Here is a 20,075-nt window from a genome sequence, read left to right as displayed (position 1 = left end):
CCCGTGCGGAACAACCAGACAGCCCAACGGCAAGGAGACGAGAAGCCATGACGTTACGGAAGACCGCACGGGCCGGCGCGGTGGGCCTCGCGGCGGCCGCCATCGCCGCCACCGCCCTGGCGGCCCCCGCCCACGCCTCGCCGGACCCCGCTGCCGCCAAGGCACGGCACGCGGCGACCCAGCGCGAGATGGACGCGGACGTGAAGGCCGGCACCCCCGGCATCACGGCACAGGCGCGCGACGCCCACGGCGTCTGGCAGTCGACGTCGGGCGTCGGCAACCTGGCCACCGGCGCACCGCGCGGCGCCGACGACCGGTTCCGCGTCGGCAGCATCACCAAGACGTTCGTGGCGACCATCCTGCTCCAGATGGAGTCGGAGCACAGGCTCGACCTCGACGACAAGGTGGAACACCACCTTCCCGGCCTGGTACGGGGCAACGGCAACGACGGCAGCAAGATCACCGTACGGCAGCTCCTCAACCACACCAGCGGCCTCTTCGACTACCTGGCCGACGAGGAGTACTTCTCCACCTACATCAGCGGCGACGGCTACCTCACGCACCGGTACGACACCCTGCCGCCCGAGAAGCACATACGGGTGGCCACGTCCCACCAGCCGCTGTTCCGGCCCGGCGACCGGCACTCCTACTCCAACACCAACTACGTCCTCGCCGGGCTGATCATCGAGAAGGCGGGCGGGCGGACGTACGAGGCCGAGGTCCGCGACCGGATCATCCGGCCGCTGGGCCTGAAGGCCACCTCCAACCCCGGCGACGGCATCCGCATCCCCTCGCCCGGCAGCCGCCACTACTCCAAGCTGTTCGAGTCCGCCCCCGACCGCATCGACGACGTCACCGAGATGAACGGCTCCCAGGGCTGGGCCGACGGGGACATCATCTCCACCACCGGAGACCTGAACCGCTTCTACCGCGCACTGCTGCGCGGCGAACTGCTCCGGCCGGAGCAGCTCAAGGCCATGAAGACGACCGTGCCGGTCCCCGACCGCCCCGACATGGCCTACGGGCTCGGCATCACCCGGTTCCGGACGGGCTGCGGGACGACCCTCTGGGGCCACGGCGGCGGCATGGTGGGCTCGACCTCCCTCGCCGTCTCCACCGAGGACGCCCGCCACCAGCTCGCGTACAACCGCAACGGCGACTGGAACGGGGAAGCCAAGCAGAAGATCATGGACGCCGAGTACTGCCCCGCCAACCCGCTCCCCGCCCACTGAGCCGCACGGCCGCCCCCGGCCGCACACATCCGTCAGAAAATTCCCCGGCGGCGATGTCGAGAAGCCGCAACCGGCTCCGTCTCCTGTATGAACGCGACCGGAAGGGGTCGCACCAGCACCACGGAGGAGAGTCATCATGGCCAAGTACCTGCTGCTCAAGCACTACCGCGGAGCCCCGGCGGCGGTCAACGACGTGCCCATGGACCAGTGGACGCCACAGGAGATCTCGGACCACGTCCAGTACATGAACGACTTCGCCGCCCGGCTGGAGAAGACCGGCGAGTTCGTCGACGGCCAGGCGCTCGCCCCCGAGGGGACCTTCGTCCGGTACGACGGGGAGGGGCGCCCGCCGGTCACCGACGGCCCGTTCGCCGAGACGAAGGACCTCATCGCCGGTTGGATGGTGATCGACGTCGACAGCTACGAACGCGCCGTCGAGCTGGCCGGCGAACTGTCCGCCGCCCCCGGGGCGGGCGGCGAGCCGATCCACGAGTGGCTCGAACTGCGCCCCTTCCTGACCGAGCCGCCCACCATCACGGAGTGACCTGCGACATGCCCGAGGTGCCCGGGATGGACGAGGCACTGCTCAGGAGCCTCACACCGGGCGTGCTCGCCGTCCTCGTCCGCCGCGGAGCCGACTTCGCGGCGGCCGAGGACGCCGTGCAGGACGCGCTGGTCGAGGCGGTCCGCGTCTGGCCGGCCGAACCCCCGCGCGACCCGAAGGGCTGGCTGGTCACCGTGGCCTGGCGGCGGTTCCTCGACGCGACCCGCGCCGACACCGCCCGCCGCCGGCGGGAGGACCTCGCCGACCAGGAGCCGGCACCCGGCCCGGCCCCCGCCGCCGACGACACGCTCCGGCTCTACTTCCTGTGCGCCCACCCGTCGCTGACGCCGTCGTCCGCGGTCGCGCTCACGCTGCGCGCCGTCGGCGGACTCACCACCCGCCAGATCGCCCGGGCCTACCTGGTGCCCGAGGCGACCATGGCGCAGCGCATCAGCCGGGCCAAGCGCACCGTCTCGGGCGTACGGCTCGACCGGCCCGGTGATGTCGCCACCGTGCTGCGCGTGCTCTACCTGGTCTTCAACGAGGGCTACTCCGGGGACGTCGACCTCGCCGCCGAGGCCATCCGGCTCACCCGGCAGCTCGCGGCCGCGACCGACCACCCCGAGGCGGCGGGGCTGCTCGCCCTGATACTGCTCCACCACGCCCGGCGCGCCGCCCGGACCGCGCCCGACGGCAGCCTGGTGCCGCTCGCCGAACAGGACCGCGGACTCTGGGACACGGGGGCGATCGCCGAGGGCGTCGGCATCCTCCAGCGGGCCCTCGCCCGGGACCGTCTGGGAGAGTTCCAGGCGCAGGCCGCCATCGCCGCCCTCCACGCGGACGCGCGCACCGCTCGGGAGACCGACTGGCCGCAGATCGTCGAGTGGTACGACGAGCTCGTACGCCTGACCGGCAGCCCGGTCGTCCGGCTCAACCGCGCGGTGGCCGTCGGCGAGGCGGACGGACCCCGCGCGGGCCTGGCGGCGCTCTCGGCGCTGGACGACACGCTGCCCCGCCACACGGCGGTGGCGGCGTACCTCCACGAACGCGACGGCGACCTCGCGACGGCGGCCCTCCTGTACGCCGAAGCGGCCCGGAAGGCCCCCAACCTCGCCGAGCGGGACCACCTGACGCGCCAGGCCGCCCGGCTCAACGCCCGCGGACGCCGCTGACCGGGCCCCCGCGTACCGCGCACGGGTGCTTTCCCGGACCGGCCCGGGAGGGAGAGCGCCCGCCGGGGAACCTCCCCGGAATCCGGGCCGGCCGGCGCCCCGCACACGGCCACGGGCGGCGGGGGCCGACGGGCCCGACCGGGCGCAGGCGAAGGAGCGCGAAGCTCCGGATGTGTAAGCACCACGGACCGTCTGTCCAGGCGGGCCCAGGGGTGCGAACCTGGCCACGCCGCTCGGCCGAGCGGAGCGCCCACGAGCCCCCCGATCGTGTGCGCCGCCTTTCGACGACCCGTCACAGAGGGAGCCCGCCGTATGCAGACCCGTTCACCCGATGAGCCGCGCAAACGAGTGGTGTGGGGGACGACCCTCGTGCTGATCGCGGTCACCGCGCTCCTCGGGGCCGCGCCCGGGGCCGCCACGGCGGCGCCCCCCGCCGCCCCGCCCGTCCCCGTCCTGTCCTGGGGCCCCTGCGAGGGCGCCGCCCCCGGGGACGCCTTCGAGTGCGCGACCGCCCGCGTACCGCTGGACTACCGGGACCCGGCCGGGCGTACGATCCCGCTGGCCGTCACCCGGCGGCCCGCGGCCGACCGGACCCACCGCACCGGCGTCCTGCTGCTGCACCCCGGCGGACCCGGCAACTCCGGTGTGGACTTCGCCCGCAACAGCTACGAGAACCTGCCCGCCTCCCTCCGCGACGCCTTCGACGTCGTCGGCTACGACATGCGCGGCGTGGGGCGCAGCGGACAGGTGGAGTGCTGGAACGACAAGGAGTACTCCGCCGCCGTCGACGCCGCACGCGGCGTACCCGGCCCCGGAGCCCTGCGGGAAGCGGTCCGGCAGGGCCTCGACTTCGCCACCGCCTGCCGGCAGCGGGCCGCGGACCTCGCCCCGTACATCGGCACCGGCTCCAACGCCAAGGACATCGACCTGCTCCGCCAGGCCCTCGGCGAGGAGCGGCTCACCTTCTACGGCCGCTCCTTCGGCAGCTACGTCGGCACCGTCTACGCCGCGCAGTTCCCCCGCCGCGTCCGCGCCATGGTCCTGGACGGCGCCTACGACCCCCGCACCTACGCCGACCTGCCCTACGCCTACGACGCCGCGCAGTTCACCGCCCTGGACGGGGCCGTGGGCCGGTTCCTCGACTGGTGCGCGAAGGACCCCGCCGCGTGCGGCTTCGGCGACGGCAGGCCCCGGGAGGCCTTCGAGGAGCTCAAGCGGGCGCTGGACGCCGACCCGGTCGTCACCGCGAGCGGACGCCCCGCGACCGGCTACACCCTCGCCTACCGCCTGATGTTCAACATCAACTCGGGCAAGGAGGTCTGGCCCTACCTGGGACAGGCCCTGCGGGCGGCCCAGGCGCGCCAGACCTCCTTCCTGCTCAACCCGCCCTCACCCGGGTCCTTCGACTTCCTCAACGTCAACCTGGCCGTGGAGTGCGCCGACCGCGTCTACCCCAAGAGCCCCCTGCTCCTGGGCGCGCTGGTCAGCGCCGAAGCGGCCTCCGCGCCGCTGCTGGGCCCCCCGATCGGCCTCGGCCCGCCCACCTACGACCACAACCACGCGACCACCTGCGCCCAGTGGCAGGCGGAGCGCCCGAGCCGCTTCGAGGGCTCCTACCGGGCGGCCGGCTCCGCCCCGATCCTGGTCCTCGGCACGACGGGGGACCCCGACACCCCGTACCAGGACGCCGTGGCCCTCGCCAGGACGCTCGACAACGGCCGCCTGCTGACGTTCGACGCCGAAGGACACACCGCGTACAACCGCAGTACCTGCGTCAGCGCCCTGGCCACGCAGTACCTCGCCACCCTGGCGCTGCCCGCCCGGGGCACCGTCTGCGCGGACGAGGCGCCCCCGGAGGCGCCGGGCCGCCGCACCGCGGGCATCGAGGTCGACGAGACGCGCGATGTGATTCCGGCCCTGCGCTGAGCACCGGCCTCCGCGCGGGCCGCGGCCGGTCACCGGCCGCGGCCCGCGCGGTTAGGCTCACCCCATGACTGCGCTCGTATACGAAGACTTCGGCACCGGCCGCCACCGCGAGGCCTCGCTGATCAGGCACGCCCTGGGCAGCGTCCACGACGAGGAGCTCGTGGCCGGCCTCGCCGGGGGCATCGGCTTCATGTACTTCGTCTTCGAGTACGAGGGACGCCTGCCCATCCTCACGATCGTGGCCCAGGCCCACCCCGAGCCCTGGGTGCAGGTCGCGCTCGGCCGCCTCGGGGTCCCGTACGAGGCCACCCGCGCGATGAACCCCCGCTGGGGCCGGGTCCGTGCCGCGCTGGACGGCGGGCAGCCCGCGTTCTGCGTGGTCGACCGCTCCTCCCTGCCCTGGCACGCGGCCGACCCGGACGCCGAGATGACGGGCACCGACCCGTACACCGTGGTCATCGCCGGGTACGACGGCGACGACCTGCTGATCGAGGACGGCGCCGAGACCCCGTACCGGATCGGCCGCGAGGAGTTCGGCGCCGCCTGGACCGCCCACCGCAAGGGCCGCCACCAGCTGATCGTGCCCACCGGGCCCGCCGAGGGGGAGCCGGACGTGGACGGGGCGATCGCCTCCACCGTCACGCACCTCACCGGGGCGGTCCTCGGCAACGCCTTCGACGTGAACTTCGGCTTCACCGGCATGGAGAAGCTCGCCGCCCAGCTGCGCGACGGCACCACGAAGACGGGATGGGAGCGGCGGTTCGGCAGTTCGCCCGAGGCCCTCCGGGCCGGCACCGGGCGGCTGTACGCCTGTCTGGAGGAGGAGTGGACCGCCCCGGGCGCGACCCGGCCGCTGTACGCCGACTTCCTCGATCTCGTCGGGCGCCCGGAGGCCGCCGGACTCTTCCGGGAGTCCGCCGGCCACTGGGAGGCGCTGGCCGTGCTCGCCCGGGACGCCGACCCGCAGGGCGGTCCGCAGGAGCGGCGGGCGCTGTTCGACGCGTGCGCGGAGCGCGTGGACCGCTGTGTGGAACTGGAGCGCGAGGCGGTCCGGGCGCTGGAGAAGTAGGGGGACCCGCACACCCTTGACGGATGGATGGTCTGGACCAACCCTACGTGGTGACGCGCCACTTCCGGCGCGAACGGACGAAGGGAGCACCCCGTGATCCGTCGCACCATCCGCCTGCTCGGCCTCGGCCTCGGACTCGCCGCGTTATGCGCCCAGCTGCCCGCGGCGGCTGCGGCCGAGCCCCCCGGGCCGCGCGCGCCCGACACCTGCGCGGTGAAGCCGAAGCCGGCCGGCAAGGTACTCCAGGGGTACTGGGAGAACTGGGACGGCGCCGCGAACGGCGTCCACCCGCCCCTCGGCTGGATCCCCGTCACCGACAGCCGCATCCGCGCCCACGGCTACAACGTGGTCAACGCGGCCTTCCCCGTCATCCGCTCCGACGGCACCGTCCTGTGGGAGGACGGCATGGACAGCACCGTGAAGGTGCCCACCCCCGCCGAGATGTGCCAGGCCAAAGAGGACGGCCTCACCCTGCTGATGTCCATCGGCGGCGCGGCGGCCGGCATCGACCTCGGCTCCAGCGCCGTCGCGGACCGCTTCGTGGCGACGATCGTCCCCATCCTGAAGAAGTACAACTTCGACGGGATCGACATCGACATCGAGACCGGCCTCGTCGGCTCCGGCAGCATCACCCGCCTCTCCCCGTCCCAGGCCAACCTGATCCGCATCATCGACGGCGTGCTCGACCGGATGCCGGCCGGATTCGGCCTGACGATGGCCCCCGAGACCGCGTACGTCACCGGCGGCAGCGTGGCGTACGGCTCGATCTGGGGCGCGTACCTGCCCGTCGTCAAGAAGTACGCCGACAACGGCCGGCTGTGGTGGCTGAACATGCAGTACTACAACGGCAGCATGTACGGCTGCTCGGGGGACTCCTACTCCGCCGGGACCGTCGCCGGCTTCAAGGCTCAGACCGACTGCCTCGACCGCGGTCTCGTCGTCCAGGGCACCACGATCAGGGTGCCCTACGACAAGCAGGTCCCCGGGCTTCCGGCCCAGCCGGGCGCCGGCGGCGGCTATCTGGCGCCCGGCCTGGTCGCCCAGGCCTGGAACCCCTACGGCGGCCGGCTCAAGGGGCTGATGACCTGGTCCCTCAACTGGGACGGATCCCGGAACTGGACCTTCGGCGACAACGTCAGGGCGCTCCAGGGCCGTTGACGGCGCGGCCCCTCAGGCCCCCAGGTGCTTGCGGATCAGCTCGTACGAGCGGACCCGGTCGCGGAAATCGTAGACGGGCGTGGTCAGCATCAGCTCGTCCGCGCCGCTCTCGCCGGCCAGCTGCGCGAGCCGGCGTACGACGGTCTCGGGGGTGCCGACGGCCTGCTGCGCGCGGAAGCCGGCCAGGGCCCCCAGCTCCTCCCGGGTGAAGGGGTGCGCGGCGGCCTCCTCGGGCGTGGGGAAGGGCATGTCGCTGATCCCCTTGAGCAGCCCCGCCTTGACGACGTTCATCGGCCCGCCGCGCCACTGGGCCTCTTCCTCCGTCTCCGCGCACACCGTCTCCACGCACAGCAGGACCCGGGGCCGCGCGCACCAGCGCGAAGGGGTGAACGCGGCCCGGTACCGCTCCAGGACCGCGCGGGTGTTCTCCGGCCGGATGTGGTGGGCGACGGCGACCGGCAGGCCGAGTTCCGCGGCGAGCGCGGCCCCGGCGGGGCTGGAGGCGAGCAGCCACGGCTCCGGCAGCGGGCCGAGCGCGACCTCCTCCACGAGGAAGGACAGGACCGCGGCCACGTCCTCCCGGTACTCGGTGTCCGTCGTGGGTCCCGCTCCGCGGCGCAGGGCGCGCGCGATGCCCTCGTCGAAGGTGCCGGGACCGCGGCCGACGCCGAGGTCGATGCGGTCCTCGTGCAGGGCGGCCAGGGTCCCGAACTGCTCGGCGAGCGTGATGGGCGCGTGGTTGGGGGCCAGCACGCCGCCCGAGCCCAGCCGGATCACCGAGGTGGACGCCGCGGCGTGCGCGGTCAGCACGACCGGCGGGAACGCCCCGATCGCGGGGGAGTGGTGGTGCTCGGCGTACCAGACCCGGTGGTAGCCCAGCCGTTCCAGCTCCTGCGCGAAGGCCGCGGTGTCCCGCAGGGTGTCCACGGCCCGGGTGCCGGTCTGGACCATCGCGACTTCGAGCGCGGAGAGCGGTATGTCGATCATGTCCGCCAGCATAGGGACCGGCCGCCCCGGTGAGCGGGGTGGTGATCCCTTTTGCGCCACGTGGCGGGGCCGGCCGCCGGCGCGCCCGTGCGCGGCGTCGGAGCCGCGTGCGCGGTGTCCGCACCGAGCGGATCTGACCGGTTGACAGGAGCCGCACCCTTGCATCACCCTTTCACTAGTCAACTAGTGAAAGGGTGATGCTGTCGTGCTGGAGTACCGCATCGACCGGCGCAGCGGCATCGCCACGTACCTGCAGATCGTCCAGCAGACCAAACAGGCCCTGCGCCTGGGCCTGTTGGAACCCGGCGACAAGCTGCCGGCCGCGCGCGAGGTCGTGGAGGCCACCGCCATCAACCCCAACACCGTCCTCAAGGCCTACCGCGAGCTGGAACGCGAAGGGCTCGTCGAGGCGAAGCGGGGGATGGGCACCTTCATCCGGAAGTCCCTGGGCAGTGCCCCGGCCGACTCCCCGCTCCACGACGAACTCGAAGGCTGGGCGCGGCGGGCACGGGCCGCCGGGATGGAACGGGACGACGTGGCCGCGCTCTTCGCATCCGTACTGGACCGACACTTCAAGGGGGACGGCGACGCATGACGGACACCGTGATCGAGGCGGAAGGCCTCGGACTGCGCTACGGCCGCAAGGGGGCGTGGGCGCTGCGCGACTGCACCTTCCGGCTGCCCGAAGGCCGGATATGCGCACTCGTGGGCCCCAACGGCGCCGGAAAATCGAGCCTCTTGTCGCTCGCGGCCGGGCTCGAGCTCCCCACCGAGGGCACCCTGCGCACGGCGCCGCGCGAGGAACTGGCCTACGTCGGCCAGGACAAGCCCCTCTACCCGCAGCTCACCGTCGACGAGACCCTGCGCCTCGGCCGTGAACTCAACCCCGGCCGCTGGGACGCGAAGACGGCCGAGCGGATCACGGAAGCCGGCGGACTGTCCCGGGGGGCCCGGATCCGTACGCTCTCCGGCGGCCAGCGCACCCGCGTCGCCCTGGCCCTCGCCCTCGGCAAGCGGCCCGCCCTGCTCCTCCTGGACGAGCCGATGGCCGACCTCGACCCGCTCGCCCGGCACCAGCTCATGGGCACGCTGATGGCCGACGCCGCCGACAACGGGACCTCCGTGGTGATGTCCTCGCACATCCTCACCGAGCTGGAGGGCGCCTGCGACCACCTCCTCCTCGCCGACGGCGGCCGGATCCGCCTCTCCGGCCCCATCGACGAGGTCAACGCCGCCCACCGGCTGCTCACCGGCCCGGCCGCCGCCTCCGCCGACCTCGCCCGCCACACCGTCGTCGAAAGCCGTACGACGGGCCGCACGCTCACGGCCCTCGTCCGGCCGGGAGGACCCGTCGACAACCGGACCTGGCAGACGGCCACCCCTTCCCTGGAGGAGCTCTTGCTCGCCCACCTGCGTTCCCCCGACGCCCCGCCGTTCGCCGCCGGCGACACCCTCACCGGCGCGGGGGTGCGGGCATGAGCGCGCTGACCCCGAGGGGACCGTACTGGGCCACGGTCCGCCAGCACCGCCGCGTGGGCCGGGCGCTGCCCGCGCTCGTGGCGGCCGCACTCGCCGCGGTGGTCGCGCTGCGCGTCTGGGCCGGTGCCCCGGGCTCCGACGGGGCGTTCGCGTACCCGACCCGGGGCTACGACCTGCTGCGGCTCTGCATGGAGTACGCGGGCACGGGCCTGCTCCTGCTGCCGCCGCTGGCCGGCGCCTTCGTGGCCGGCCCGATGACCGCGCGCGAACTGGAGAGCGGCACCTGGCGGCTCGCCCTCACCCAGTCGACCACCCCCAGGGCCTGGCTCGGCGCGAAGGCCGTCGTCGCCGCCCTGGTGTCCGCCCTCGCGGCGGCCTCGCTGGTGCTGGTCTACCGCATCGGCTGGTCGCGGGTGTCCAGCACCTGGCAGCTCACCTGGTTCGACCGGGGCCCGTACGAGGCCACCGGCCCGGTGCTGGCCGGCTACTGCCTGCTCGGCGTGGCGGTCGGACTCCTCGTCGGACAGCTCGTCCGGCGCACCGTAGCGGCCATGGCGGCCGCGGGCCTGCTCACCGCACTCGTGCTGTTCGGCCTCGGCTCCCTGCGGTGGTCGCTCCTGCCCACGCAGACCAACACCATTCCCTTCGCCGGGAACCCGGGCGGGCTGACGCCGCCCGACTCCCTGATGACGGACTCGGGGCTGATCACCGCCTCGGGGGCGCGCCTGCCCGAGTACGCCTGCTTCGAGCGGACCCGGGACATGGGCGTCTGCCCGGCCGACCTGAACATCACCGCCCGGTACGCGGAGTTCCACCCGGCCTCGCACTACTGGCCGACGCAGCTGATCGAGACCGCCCTCGTGCTCGTCCTGGCCGCCGCCGTCCTGTACGCGGCGTTCCGGGTCCTGCGCGCCCGGCGCGGCTGAGGCCTACAGTCCCGCTCCACCGGTCGCGTCGACGACGCGGCCGGTGACCCAGCGGCCGGCGTCCGAGGCGAGGAAGGCGACGACGTCCGCGATGTCCCGCGGCTGCCCGACCCGGCCGAGCGCGGCGAGCGAGGCCGCGTGCGCCTCGGCCTCGGCGTTGCCGCGCAGCCAGCCGGCGTTGACGTCGGTGTCGACGATGCCGGGGGCGACCGAGTTCACGGTGACGCCCCGGGAGCCCAGGGCCTTGGCGAGGTTCAGGGTCAGCGTGTCGAGGGCGCCCTTCGTCGCCCCGTAGGCCAGGATCTCGGGCATGGCGAGCCGGGCGGCGCCGCTGGAGATGTTGACGACCCGGCCGCCGTCGCGCAGCCGGCCCAGGGCCTCCTGCACCACGAAGAACGGGGCCCGTACGTTGACCGCGAAGACCCGGTCGAAGCCCTCCTCGGTGACCTCGCCCAGCGGGGAGGGCAGCCCGATGCCCGCGTTGTTCACGATGATGTCGACGCCGTCCAGGCCGAGTTCGTCGTAGGCGGCCCAGAGCGCGGCCGCGTCCCCGTGGCGGCCGAGCTCGGCCCGCAGCGCGAAGGCCCGGCCGCCGTCCTCGGCTATCCGCTCGACGGTCGCCCGCGCGGCGGCCTCGTCGCTGGCGTAGGTCAGCACGACGGTGACCCCGTCCGCCGCCAGCCGCTCGGCGATCGCCCGGCCGATTCCCCGACTGCCGCCGGTGACGAGCGCGTTCTTGCCCATGAGGAGCTCCCCCTTATTTCTGTAGTGCTCGTTACATAAAAAAACGTAACACAAGATCCAGAACTCCCGCAACGCCCGCTGCGGCCGCTAGGATCCGGCCATGCCGATCACGCCGATACCCGTCCTCCGAAGCGGCAAGCGCACCGATCTACGAGCCGCCGAGGGCGAGTTGGTCCTGCGGCGGGCGGGCCGGGAGCACCGCATACCCTTCGAGGCCGTCGCCCTGGTCCACGCCGAGCGGCGGGCCGTCGAAGTCCGCCTCAGGGCGCCCGCCGGGCGCCCGCCGGCCGTCTACCGGATCGAGGGCGTCAGCGCGGCGGCGGCGACGGCCTTCGCGCGGGCCGTCCACTCGGCGCTCCCGCCGGTCCCCGAGGGCGCCGCGGCCGTGGACGGCGCCGCCCTGGTCACCACCCGCCCCGCCGAGCGCGAACCGGAGACCCCGAAGGAGGCGTTCGGCCGGCGGGTGAGGTGGATGGTGTGGACTTCCGTCCTCGCGATCGCCGTGATGAGCGTGGTGGTCTCGGTCGTCACGCACCCCGTCATGATGATCTTCGTCTGGCTCACGGGCGGTGTCTGCTTCCCCTTCGCCGGGGTGGTCATCCTGCTGCTGCCGGCGGTCACCGAGCGCTGGCGCCTGCCCCGGCACGGCATCACGGTGACGGCGGAGTACGCCCACAGCGCCGCCGAACCGACCCTCTACCTGTACGGGGACCTGGAGGGCAACACCCGCACGTACTTCGACACGAGCGGCCGCCTCCGCCTGGAGGTCAGCTACGACGCCCACGACCCCGGCAGGGTGGTCCGTGCCGACGGCAAGGGCCGCTGGCTCCAGGCGACCGTCCTCGCGGCCGCGGCCCCGATAGCGCTCCTGGCTCTCTTCGCCTTCCTGTCGACCCCCTTCATGTCCGTCTAGGCCGCCTTTCGGATCTCGCGGGTCAGGTGAGATCCGGAAGGGACGGCCCGGGGCCTGCCCGGACCCCGCGGCCATATTGACGTGCGCGTCCCCATCAGAGCTGCGACAGTCACCGTCGTGACCTTGATGAACGTGCTCCTCGGCTTCGCCGTGACCGGCCGGGTCGGTCCGCTCCACTGCGGAATGTCCCTCACCGGAGCCGAGGAGATCCTCGGCCCGGGCCGCCCGCACCCCCAGATCCAGATGAAGGGCCCGGACTTCGACGGGTACCCGTACGTCTGGGGCGGGCTGGAACTCGAGGTCACCCGGCGCCACGTCAGCGGCATCTCGATACGGCTCGACCCCGGTTCGGCGGTCAGGCTGCCGCCCCGCGTACTGCCGGACGCCGGCGCGTACGCGGCGACCGTCCTGCGCGAGGACTTCCTCGCCGCCCTCGACGCCGCCGGCTGCCGGCACGACCCCAACCCGATCCTCACCTTCGACGAACAGTCGGCGGTCGTCACCCGACCCGGCGGCGTCCACGCGGTCTTCGGCCTGCCGGCCGGGCGCGCGGACGTCCCGGACCGCGGCCGCTTCCACCTCGACAGCCTCTACAAGCACACCGCGTGACCCCCGTGGAGCACATGCGGACCGTCTCCTTCGCCGCCTGGCGGCAAGGCGCGGCACTCGCCCCGGAGGAACGGGAGGCCACGGACTGACCCCACGGAACCGCCGGGACGCGGCCATCGGTACGACGGGGCGATCGCGCCGGCGGTGTCAGCGGGCGTGGCGGCGGTACCGGTTCGCGATCAGGGAGACCGTGAGCATCGCGGTCATGACGCCCACCGCCAGGGTGAGGGTGCCTGCCTCGCCGCCGGCCATCGCCCAGCCGTTGCCGAGCAGGAGCGCGGTGCCGCCGACGAGGGCGAGCGCGGTGTGGCGGCGGTCGCGCAGGCGGCCGAAGTGGCGGGCCAGGACGTAGCACGCCGCGATCAGCGAGACGAAGGTGACCGACCCGGCGGCGAAGTGGGCGTAGCTGTGCCAGGTGAGCGCGGCGGGCGGCCCGTACGGCGTGCCCGCCGGGAAGCCGTCGGCCGGGTCCATGACGAACACCCCCGCCAGGATCATGCCGATGCCGCCGATCCGTACCAGCCGTGGCGCCCATGTGCCTCCGGGGGTGCCGTGCAGGGCCTGGCGCAGGCCTCCCGCCCCGACGACGAGCAGGGCGCCGACGGCCAGGAAGTTGGCGATCTGGAGCCAGCCCAGCGAGCCGTTGCTCAGCGCGCTCAGCGGGTGGCGGGTGATGTCGAAGCCCTCGCGGGTCGCGGCCTGGGTGAGGGCGACGACCGTCCACAACGGGGTTGCCGCGACGGCGCAGGCGAGCCTCGTGCCGGCCGTGGCGTGGGCGGCGGGGGTGTTGCGGGCGGTGCGGGTGGTGGCGGTGTTCATGTGCCTGTCCTCCGGGATCGGCGTTCGGCGTTCCGTTCTCGCTGACACGTCGATCCGGCGATGTGACAGGGAATGCGCGGCGTTCCCTGTCACATCGGCCCGTTCGACGTGTGGGTGGACACCAGCACCTCATGACGAGAAGAGGATCCCCGTGCGCTACCTGATGACGACCCGGCCTTCCGACGCCGCCCCCGACGAGAACCTGTACGCCGAGATGGGCAGGTTCATCGAGGAGCTGTCGGCGGCCGGCGTGCTGCTGGCCACCGGCGGCCTCGAACCGGGCGGCGTCCTGGTGACCTCCGTCGGCGACGAGATCACGGTGACCGACGGGCCGTTCGCCGAGGCCAAGGAGGCCGTCGCCGGCTTCGCGCTGATCGAGGTCCGGTCCAAGGAGGAGGCGGTCGAACTGGCCCGCCGGTTCCGCAGGATCGTCGGTGACGGCGAGAGCGTGGTCCAGCAGGTCTTCGGCCCCTGAGCCGTCCGAAGCCCCGAAGCCCTGAAGTCCCGAAGCCCTGAAGTCCCGAAGTCCCGAAGCCCCGGCCGCCGCTTGCGGGCGGCCGGGGCATGTGCTGTGATCGGCCCGTGCCGGATGTCCATCGCACGGTGGACGCGGTCTGGAAGCTCGAATCGGCGAAGATCATCGCCGGGCTCACGCGGATGGTGCGCGACGTCGGCCTCGCCGAGGAGCTGGCCCAGGACGCGCTCGTCGCCGCCCTCGAACAGTGGCCCGTCCAGGGCGTCCCGGACAACCCCGGAGCCTGGCTGACCACGACCGCCAAGCGCCGCGCCGTCGACCACATACGCCGCTCCGAGCGGCTGGCCCGCAAACAGGAGCAGCTCGCCCACGAGCTGGACCAGCGACAGGGCCTCGAACCCGGCCTCGACGCGGATGCCGAACAGGGCGACGTCCTGCGGCTGATGCTCATCTCCTGCCACCCCGCACTGCCGACGCGGGCGAGGGCCGCACTGACCCTGCGGCTCCTCGGCGGCCTGACGGCCGAGGAGATCGCGCGGGCCTTCCTCGTCACACCGTCGGAGATCACCCAGCGGATGGCCGCAGCCAAGCGGACGCTGGCCGAGGAGCGCGTGCCCTTCGACCTCCCCGACGGCCGGGAACTGGCCGGGCGCCTCGCGTCCGTACGGGAGGTCGTCTACCTGATCTTCAACGAGGGCTACTCGGCCACCACCGGCGACGACCTGATGCGCCCCGGACTCTGCCTCGAAGCACTGCGGCTGGGCCGGCTGCTGGCCGAGCTGGCACCGCAGGACGCCGAAACGCACGCGCTGGTCGCGCTGATGGAGATCCAGGCCTCCCGCTCGGCCGCGCGCACCGGCCCTTCCGGCGAACCCGTCCAGCTGCACGAACAGAACCGCGGCCGCTGGGACCAGCTGCTCATCCGCCGCGGCTTCACCGCCATGCTGCGCGCCCGGCAGGCCGGCGGCCCGCCCGGCCCGTACCTCCTGCAAGCGGCGATCGCCGTGTGCCACGCGCAGGCGCGCACCGCCGAGGAGACGGACTGGACGCAGATCGCCGGCCTGTACGGGGCGCTGGCGCAGCTGCTGCCGACGCCGGTCGTCCAGCTCAACCGGGCCGTCGCGCTCGGGATGGCGTACGGGCCCCGGGCGGGGATCGACCTGGTCGACTCGCTCACCGCCGACCCCGCACTGCGCGACTACCACCTCCTGCCCAGCGTCAGGGGAGACCTGCTGGTCCGTCTGGAGCGGTACGGGGAAGCCCGGCTGGAGTTCCACCGGGCGGCGTCCCTCACCGGGAACGCCGCCGAGCGTGCCTTCCTGCTCCGGCGCGCGGACGCGATCGCCGCCACCGGCCCGGCGGACCCGCCCGGTCCCACACTGGGGCAGGCCGCCCACGAGTTCCTGACCCGGGGCGATCTGGACGCCTCGACCGTGCACTCGTACGGGCAGACCCTGCGGCGCCTGCGCCTGACCCTCGGAGAACGGCGGCCGCTCGCCTCCGTGACGCCGGAGCAGGTGGCGGCGGCCTTCGCCACGGCCTGGAGCGGGGCGGCGCCCGCGACCTGGAACCGGCACCGCTCCGCCGTCCGCTCATTCGGCGCGTGGGCCTCCCGGGCCGACCTCGCGGCAGGCCTGGACCGCCGCACCGGGAACCCCGCCACCGGGCCCCGCCCCCGGACACCGGCCCTGGACCCCGCGCAGCTCGACGCGCTCTGGAGCCGCCCGGACCTCCCGCTGCGCGAACGCACCCTGTGGCTGCTCCTGCACGAGTCGGCCGCACCCGTGACGACGGTCCTGTCGCTGGACGTCGAGGACCTGGACCTGGACGACCGCCGGTCCCGCTCGGCCCGTTCGGGCGGCTCCCGGGTGAGCTGGCGCTCCGGGACCGCCGCCCTCCTGCCCCGGCTGCTGGCCGGCCGCGCCCGTGGGCCGGTGTTCCTCTCGGACCGCCGGCCCGGCCCCGCCCGGACCCCCGGGCCCGCCGACCTCTGCCCGGAAACGGGCCGCCGGCGCCTGTCCTACGAGCGGGCCGAGTACCTCTTCAAGGAGGCCACCAGATCCCTGGACCCGGCGGGCACCGGCTACACCCTGCGCCGGCTCAGGGGCACCCGGCGCCCCTGACGGGCGGCGCGCCGCTTCGCCCGGTCGGGCGCCCCGGGCGCGCGCGTCCGGCGAGCTTCGCCGGCCCGGACGCCCGACGGGTCCAGGCTCGGACGACGTCCCGTACGGCTCGGTGGGGAGGCAGCGCATGCCCGGTCCTCGGCACGGCCCGCCCGGGCGCGCCCCGGAGGGGTACCGGGCCTACCTGATCGCGGTGCCGGCCGGCGCCCTGGTGGGGATGGTCGGCGGCGCGTTCCGCTGGTGCCTGGAACGCGCCGCCGAACTGCGCGGCCGGGTGCTGGAGGCCGCAGGCGGACTCGGCGGCCCGGGCTGGCTGATCCCGGTGGCGCTCGCCGCGGCCGGCGCGGCCGTGGCCTGCGCGATCGCCCGGCGGGTCCCGCACGCCGCGGGCAGCGGCATCCAGCACGTGGAGGCCGTATGGCGGGAGGAGGCCGAGCCGGGGCCCCCCTCGCTGTGGCTGCTGCCCGCGAAGTTCCTCGGCGGCCTCATCGCCATCGGATCCGGCCTGGTGCTCGGGCGGGAGGGCCCGATCGTGCACATGGGGGCCTCGATCGGGTCCGGGGCGGGCCGCCTCACCCGCCTGGACGCCGCGGACGCCCGGCAGTTGCACACGGCGCTCAGCGGCGCCGGCCTGGCCACGGCCTTCACCGCGCCCCTCGGCGGGCTGCTGTTCGTCTGCGAGGAGGTGACCCGTACGGTCCGGCCCCGCCTGGTGCTGCTCACCCTCGTCGGCACGGCTTCGGCCCTCGCCTGCTCCCGGTTCCTGGTGGGCGACGCGCCGGTCTTCCCGGTCGGGCCGACGCCGGTCCCGGCGGTGTGGATGCTGCCCGTCTTCCTGCTGTTCGGCGCGGTGGCCGGGGTGCTGGGCGCGGCCTACGGCGGCCTCGTCGTGGGGACGCTGGCCGTGTGCGACCGGCTCACCCGGGTGCCGCTCGTGGCCCGGGCCGCGGCCATCGGGGCCGTCGTCGGCCTGCTCATGGCGTACGACCCGCTGCTGGCCGGGGGCGGCGACCCGCTGAGCGAAAGCCTGCTGGCGGGCGGGGATCCCGCCGTGGCGGTGCTGGCGGGATACTTCGCCGTCCGGTTCGTGGCGGGCCCGCTCAGCTACGCGGCCGCGACCCCGGGCGGGCTGTTCGCCCCGCTGCTGGCCCTGGGAGCCCTGTGGGGGGCCTTCGCGCACGCGGTCACCGCGCCGCTGCTGCCGGCCGGGGCGGCCGGTCCGGGGGCGTTCGCGGCCGTCGGGATGGCCGCCCTGTTCGCCGGCGTCGTACGGGCGCCGTTCACGGGTGTCGTGCTGGTGCTGGAGATGACCGGCGCCACCCCGCTCGTCCTGCCGCTGCTGGTCGCCTGTTTCGCCGCGACACTGACCGCGGACGCGCTGGAGAGCGAGCCCGTCTACGACAGCCTGCGGCGGCGGATGCTGGAGCGGCCCTGAGCCGGCGGAGGGTGATCGTTGCCGGAAACCCCCTTCGGGGAGGCGGCACTGTGATGGTGTGGCCTTCCATTCCCAGCCGCACTTCCAGGGGAGGCCGCCGTGTCACCGACACCGCAGCAGATCTTCGAGGGCTACCTTCACGCCGGCACCGTGAGCCGGAACGCCGACGCCCTCGCCGAGACCTTCACCGAGGACGGGGTCTTCGAGGCGCCGCTCATGCCGGACGGCGCGGCCTTCCCGCGGAGGCTGGCGGGCCGCGAGGAGATCCGCAGCGCGATGGCGGCGTACTACGCCCGACCGGCCGAGGGCGGCCGCGCCCCGAACTTCGGGAAGTCCGGGTACGTGCTGCACACCACCTCCGATCCCGACGTCTTCATCGCCGAGATCGACACGGTCTTCGACGGCGACGGCGACGCGGCAGACCGGGCCGTCTCGCTGGTGCAGATCTTCCGCGTCCGGGACGGGAAGATCGCGCGGCTGCGCGACTACTTCGCACCCGCGCTGATGGACTGAGACTCCGTCACGGACCGCCCCGCGGGCGGGCCCTCACTTCCCGCCCGCCGGGCCGTCGGCGCACGCGGCGTCAGCCGGCCGCGGCGGCTCCGCACCACTTCGCCGGCGCGCCGGTCGCCGCTCCGCCGGTGCAGTGGCGTTTCGCCAGGTGAACGCATTGGCCCACTCGGGTGAGTTCCCCCTTCGGGCCCTGTCCCGGCCCGGCCGCGGGTCGTTACAAACGGATCGTGATCAAGGGCGGGCCCCAGCGGGCACGACGGTCACCGCCGCCCGCCGGCGTTCCTCGAGCAGTGACAGAGCGACAGAAAGAAAGACGGCTCTTCCATGAACAACCCCCTGCGGTACCTCGCCGCGACCCTGGCAACCGGTGTCACCCTGGCGCTCACCACCGGTGCTCCCGCCGACGCGCGGCCCAGCGGGGTCGACAGCCAATGCGGGAGGTACATCTGTGTGATGACCGCCCACCACAACCGCTTCGTGCAGGACATCACCGTCCAGACCAAGGACGGCCTGCCGGGCACGCTGCGGTCCTACTGGGGCGACTTCCACGGTCCGAGGGTGAACGCCGCCTCGCACCGGTGGGCGGTGGGCTACGAGCAGGCGGGCGCGAAGCTCGTCTGCGGCGGCCTGGAGCGGGACGGCCGCACCATCGAGGACGGCATCTGCGTCACCATCTGACCCTTGCGGAGCAGCCCTGAAGCCGCCGGCCAGGCCCCAGCGCCCCCGGCGGCACCCCCGCGCCACGCCCCGAGTGGCGAACGGCGGTGAGGGGCGCCCCCTGAGCCGCGCCGCTCCTCATGGCTTCCTTCCGTCCCACCGCAGGCGGCTTGTTCGCGCTCTGGCCGCGGGCCGGTGCTGCCGTCACCGTCGACAGTGCAGACGTCGACCGAAGGGACGCCCCTTGGCAGCACCGGCAACACCGCTCCCCACCCCTCGCAAGCAGGTCATCACCGCGTGGCAGGGCCGGCTCCTGGCCCGGTTCGCCGGAGTCGTGCAGCACAGGTTCGCCCGCCACCGTTTCCGTCCGGACGTGGCCCTGCGGAACGCGGCCATGCGCGCGGCGAACCGCCGCGGCGTCGACCGTGACGAGCTGGTGCGGGCCACCAGGCTCAGCACGGCGACCGTCGCCAAGGCCCTGGCAGGAAGGCCCGCGACCGAATAGCCGCCGCCGGCACCGGGGTCCGCGCCGGCACCGCGGGCCCCCCTAGCAGCCGGACTCGGGGGCGTCGTCCGCGATGCGGCGACGGACCTGGTCCTCCTGGGCGAGGCGGCGCAGCAGTTCGAAGACCGGGGCGCAGATCGCGAAGACGATGACGGCCCGCTCCGCGAGGGCCACCGGCTCGTCGAGGCAGGACGCCCGCTCCAGGTCCAGCCGGGCCACCGACTCGGCCAGTCTCGCGTAGGCGGCCAGCTCGCCGGGGGCGTACTGGGCGTCCAGCCGGCGCAGCTCCTTGAGCGCCGCCGTCAGCCCCTTGACGTGCGGTGACGTGCCGGGCGCCCGCCAGTCCAGGGCCGCGAGCAGCTCCGCCACCTCCACCCCGGCGGCCTCGTCGGCGTCGTCCTCCTCCTCGTCGCCCCCGGGGCCCTGGGAGGCCACCGGCACCGGGAGCGCGTAGCTGATCGCACCGAGGGCGCCCTCGGTGCTGTGGGCCTGGTCGACGGCCCCCAGCACCTCGCGGGTGGCCGCGATGGACAGGCCGCCGAGCGTGGTCAGGGCCTTGATCAGCCGCAGCCGCTCCGCGTGTTCCTCCCCGTACTCCGCCAGCGTCGCGGCCGTCGCCCGTCCGGCCGGCAGCAGGCCCTGCCGCCGGAAGTACTTGATGCTGGCGACCGGCACGCCGGTGAGCCGGCTGAGCTCCGAGATCTTCATGCGGCTTCCCTGCTGGTCATGCGGTCCGGTATCCGTCATCGGCGATTGGACACCACAACAAGATACTGCCAGTATCCAGTT

At 74.0% G+C, this 20,075-nt stretch carries 21 protein-coding genes; 17 read left to right on the top strand and 4 right to left on the bottom strand.

From position 1 onward, the window contains the following. Positions 1–47: 47 nt before the first annotated feature. The 6 genes from ACZ7IF_RS00210 (at position 48) to ACZ7IF_RS00185 (ending at position 7,101) form a co-directional block, all read left to right on the top strand. Complete coding sequence (locus ACZ7IF_RS00210) at positions 48–1,232, top strand: serine hydrolase domain-containing protein (RefSeq protein ID WP_470960795.1); 1,185 nt, start codon at positions 48–50, stop codon at positions 1,230–1,232. 136 nt (positions 1,233–1,368) lie between these two features. Then, a complete protein-coding gene (locus ACZ7IF_RS00205; protein WP_470960793.1) occupies positions 1,369–1,776 on the top strand; it encodes a YciI family protein in 408 nt (135 codons plus the stop codon). 26 nt (positions 1,777–1,802) lie between these two features. Further along, positions 1,803–2,948 carry an RNA polymerase sigma factor gene (locus tag ACZ7IF_RS00200; RefSeq protein WP_470962241.1) on the top strand — a complete coding sequence of 382 codons (1,146 nt, stop codon included), beginning with the start codon at positions 1,803–1,805 and terminating at the stop codon, positions 2,946–2,948. Positions 2,949–3,260: 312 nt separating this feature from the next. After that, positions 3,261–4,874 carry an alpha/beta hydrolase gene (locus ACZ7IF_RS00195; RefSeq protein ID WP_470960791.1) on the top strand — a complete coding sequence of 538 codons (1,614 nt, stop codon included), beginning with the start codon at positions 3,261–3,263 and terminating at the stop codon, positions 4,872–4,874. Positions 4,875–4,938: 64 nt separating this feature from the next. Beyond that, positions 4,939–5,943, top strand: coding sequence for a BtrH N-terminal domain-containing protein (locus ACZ7IF_RS00190; protein WP_470960790.1), 1,005 nt, complete (start codon positions 4,939–4,941; stop codon positions 5,941–5,943). A 93-nt stretch (positions 5,944–6,036) separates the two neighbouring features. Beyond that, complete coding sequence (locus ACZ7IF_RS00185; protein WP_470960788.1) at positions 6,037–7,101, top strand: chitinase; 1,065 nt, start codon at positions 6,037–6,039, stop codon at positions 7,099–7,101. A gap of 12 nt (positions 7,102–7,113) precedes the next feature. Here ACZ7IF_RS00185 and ACZ7IF_RS00180 read toward each other — a convergent pair whose 3' ends face one another. Next, positions 7,114–8,088: an MsnO8 family LLM class oxidoreductase gene (locus tag ACZ7IF_RS00180; protein WP_470960786.1), complete on the bottom strand. Its 975-nt coding sequence runs from the start codon at positions 8,086–8,088 to the stop codon at positions 7,114–7,116. A gap of 205 nt (positions 8,089–8,293) precedes the next feature. On the opposite strand from ACZ7IF_RS00180, the gene ACZ7IF_RS00175 reads away from it, so the two are divergent. The 3 genes from ACZ7IF_RS00175 to ACZ7IF_RS00165 are packed head-to-tail and all read left to right on the top strand — an operon-like array spanning position 8,294 to position 10,493. Continuing rightward, entirely contained in the window at positions 8,294–8,683 is a 390-nt protein-coding gene (locus ACZ7IF_RS00175; protein WP_470960784.1) for a GntR family transcriptional regulator, read from the top strand. After that, positions 8,680–9,567 carry an ABC transporter ATP-binding protein gene (locus tag ACZ7IF_RS00170; protein WP_470960782.1) on the top strand — a complete coding sequence of 296 codons (888 nt, stop codon included), beginning with the start codon at positions 8,680–8,682 and terminating at the stop codon, positions 9,565–9,567. Before ACZ7IF_RS00175 ends, ACZ7IF_RS00170 begins: the two co-directional genes overlap by 4 nt. Next, entirely contained in the window at positions 9,564–10,493 is a 930-nt protein-coding gene (locus ACZ7IF_RS00165; RefSeq protein WP_470960780.1) for an ABC transporter permease, read from the top strand. The genes ACZ7IF_RS00170 and ACZ7IF_RS00165 overlap by 4 nt, the downstream gene beginning before the upstream one ends. Before the next feature lie 3 nt (positions 10,494–10,496). On the opposite strand, the gene ACZ7IF_RS00160 is transcribed toward ACZ7IF_RS00165, so the two are convergent. Next, positions 10,497–11,237 (bottom strand): SDR family oxidoreductase, encoded by a 741-nt coding sequence (locus ACZ7IF_RS00160; RefSeq protein ID WP_470960778.1) that lies wholly within the window; start codon positions 11,235–11,237, stop codon positions 10,497–10,499. Positions 11,238–11,337: 100 nt separating this feature from the next. On the opposite strand from ACZ7IF_RS00160, the gene ACZ7IF_RS00155 reads away from it, so the two are divergent. Together ACZ7IF_RS00155 and ACZ7IF_RS00150 are read left to right on the top strand one after the other, a co-directional pair. Beyond that, positions 11,338–12,150: a hypothetical protein gene (locus tag ACZ7IF_RS00155; RefSeq protein ID WP_470960777.1), complete on the top strand. Its 813-nt coding sequence runs from the start codon at positions 11,338–11,340 to the stop codon at positions 12,148–12,150. Positions 12,151–12,276: 126 nt separating this feature from the next. Beyond that, the gene (locus ACZ7IF_RS00150; RefSeq protein ID WP_470962239.1) at positions 12,277–12,759 is read left to right on the top strand and encodes a hypothetical protein; all 483 of its coding nucleotides are present in this window, start codon (positions 12,277–12,279) and stop codon (positions 12,757–12,759) included. Between the two features lie 147 nt (positions 12,760–12,906). Here the strand turns inward: ACZ7IF_RS00150 and ACZ7IF_RS00145 are convergent, their stop codons facing one another. Then, positions 12,907–13,578, bottom strand: coding sequence for a DUF998 domain-containing protein (locus ACZ7IF_RS00145; RefSeq protein ID WP_470960775.1), 672 nt, complete (start codon positions 13,576–13,578; stop codon positions 12,907–12,909). A 151-nt stretch (positions 13,579–13,729) separates the two neighbouring features. On the opposite strand from ACZ7IF_RS00145, the gene ACZ7IF_RS00140 reads away from it, so the two are divergent. From ACZ7IF_RS00140 to ACZ7IF_RS00115, 6 genes are all read left to right on the top strand, one after another. Next, positions 13,730–14,053, top strand: a complete 324-nt coding sequence (locus tag ACZ7IF_RS00140; protein ID WP_470960773.1) for a YciI family protein — start codon at positions 13,730–13,732, stop codon at positions 14,051–14,053. Positions 14,054–14,160: 107 nt separating this feature from the next. Beyond that, positions 14,161–16,176 (top strand): sigma-70 family RNA polymerase sigma factor, encoded by a 2,016-nt coding sequence (locus ACZ7IF_RS00135; protein ID WP_470960771.1) that lies wholly within the window; start codon positions 14,161–14,163, stop codon positions 16,174–16,176. 127 nt (positions 16,177–16,303) lie between these two features. After that, positions 16,304–17,611: a ClC family H(+)/Cl(-) exchange transporter gene (locus ACZ7IF_RS00130; protein WP_470960769.1), complete on the top strand. Its 1,308-nt coding sequence runs from the start codon at positions 16,304–16,306 to the stop codon at positions 17,609–17,611. Positions 17,612–17,710: 99 nt separating this feature from the next. After that, on the top strand, positions 17,711–18,124 hold the full coding sequence (locus tag ACZ7IF_RS00125; protein WP_470960767.1) for a nuclear transport factor 2 family protein: 414 nt from the start codon (positions 17,711–17,713) through the stop codon (positions 18,122–18,124). A 324-nt stretch (positions 18,125–18,448) separates the two neighbouring features. After that, positions 18,449–18,802, top strand: a complete 354-nt coding sequence (locus tag ACZ7IF_RS00120) for a hypothetical protein (RefSeq protein ID WP_470960765.1) — start codon at positions 18,449–18,451, stop codon at positions 18,800–18,802. A gap of 223 nt (positions 18,803–19,025) precedes the next feature. Next, positions 19,026–19,286, top strand: a complete 261-nt coding sequence (locus tag ACZ7IF_RS00115; RefSeq protein WP_470960763.1) for a hypothetical protein — start codon at positions 19,026–19,028, stop codon at positions 19,284–19,286. A 42-nt stretch (positions 19,287–19,328) separates the two neighbouring features. Here ACZ7IF_RS00115 and ACZ7IF_RS00110 read toward each other — a convergent pair whose 3' ends face one another. After that, entirely contained in the window at positions 19,329–19,994 is a 666-nt protein-coding gene (locus ACZ7IF_RS00110; protein WP_470960761.1) for a MerR family transcriptional regulator, read from the bottom strand. Positions 19,995–20,075: the final 81 nt, after the last annotated feature.

The sequence above is a fragment of the Streptomyces sp. NPDC037421 genome (assembly GCF_055602105.1).
This window is presented reverse-complemented; position numbering and strand designations above follow the sequence as displayed.

Excerpts from the sequence above, each read along its gene's own strand:
- ACZ7IF_RS00210 (WP_470960795.1), top strand. The coding sequence starts at position 48 with ATGACGTTACGGAAGACCGCACGGGCCGGCGCGGTGGGCCTCGCGGCG.
- ACZ7IF_RS00205 (WP_470960793.1), top strand. The coding sequence starts at position 1,369 with ATGGCCAAGTACCTGCTGCTCAAGCACTACCGCGGAGCCCCGGCGGCG.
- ACZ7IF_RS00200 (WP_470962241.1), top strand. The coding sequence starts at position 1,803 with ATGGACGAGGCACTGCTCAGGAGCCTCACACCGGGCGTGCTCGCCGTC.
- ACZ7IF_RS00195 (WP_470960791.1), top strand. The coding sequence starts at position 3,261 with ATGCAGACCCGTTCACCCGATGAGCCGCGCAAACGAGTGGTGTGGGGG.
- ACZ7IF_RS00190 (WP_470960790.1), top strand. The coding sequence starts at position 4,939 with ATGACTGCGCTCGTATACGAAGACTTCGGCACCGGCCGCCACCGCGAG.
- ACZ7IF_RS00180 (WP_470960786.1), bottom strand. The coding sequence starts at position 8,088 with ATGATCGACATACCGCTCTCCGCGCTCGAAGTCGCGATGGTCCAGACC.
- ACZ7IF_RS00170 (WP_470960782.1), top strand. The coding sequence starts at position 8,680 with ATGACGGACACCGTGATCGAGGCGGAAGGCCTCGGACTGCGCTACGGC.
- ACZ7IF_RS00165 (WP_470960780.1), top strand. The coding sequence starts at position 9,564 with ATGAGCGCGCTGACCCCGAGGGGACCGTACTGGGCCACGGTCCGCCAG.
- ACZ7IF_RS00160 (WP_470960778.1), bottom strand. The coding sequence starts at position 11,237 with ATGGGCAAGAACGCGCTCGTCACCGGCGGCAGTCGGGGAATCGGCCGG.
- ACZ7IF_RS00155 (WP_470960777.1), top strand. The coding sequence starts at position 11,338 with ATGCCGATCACGCCGATACCCGTCCTCCGAAGCGGCAAGCGCACCGAT.
- ACZ7IF_RS00150 (WP_470962239.1), top strand. The coding sequence starts at position 12,277 with ATGAACGTGCTCCTCGGCTTCGCCGTGACCGGCCGGGTCGGTCCGCTC.
- ACZ7IF_RS00145 (WP_470960775.1), bottom strand. The coding sequence starts at position 13,578 with ATGAACACCGCCACCACCCGCACCGCCCGCAACACCCCCGCCGCCCAC.
- ACZ7IF_RS00130 (WP_470960769.1), top strand. The coding sequence starts at position 16,304 with ATGCCCGGTCCTCGGCACGGCCCGCCCGGGCGCGCCCCGGAGGGGTAC.
- ACZ7IF_RS00120 (WP_470960765.1), top strand. The coding sequence starts at position 18,449 with ATGAACAACCCCCTGCGGTACCTCGCCGCGACCCTGGCAACCGGTGTC.
- ACZ7IF_RS00110 (WP_470960761.1), bottom strand. The coding sequence starts at position 19,994 with ATGAAGATCTCGGAGCTCAGCCGGCTCACCGGCGTGCCGGTCGCCAGC.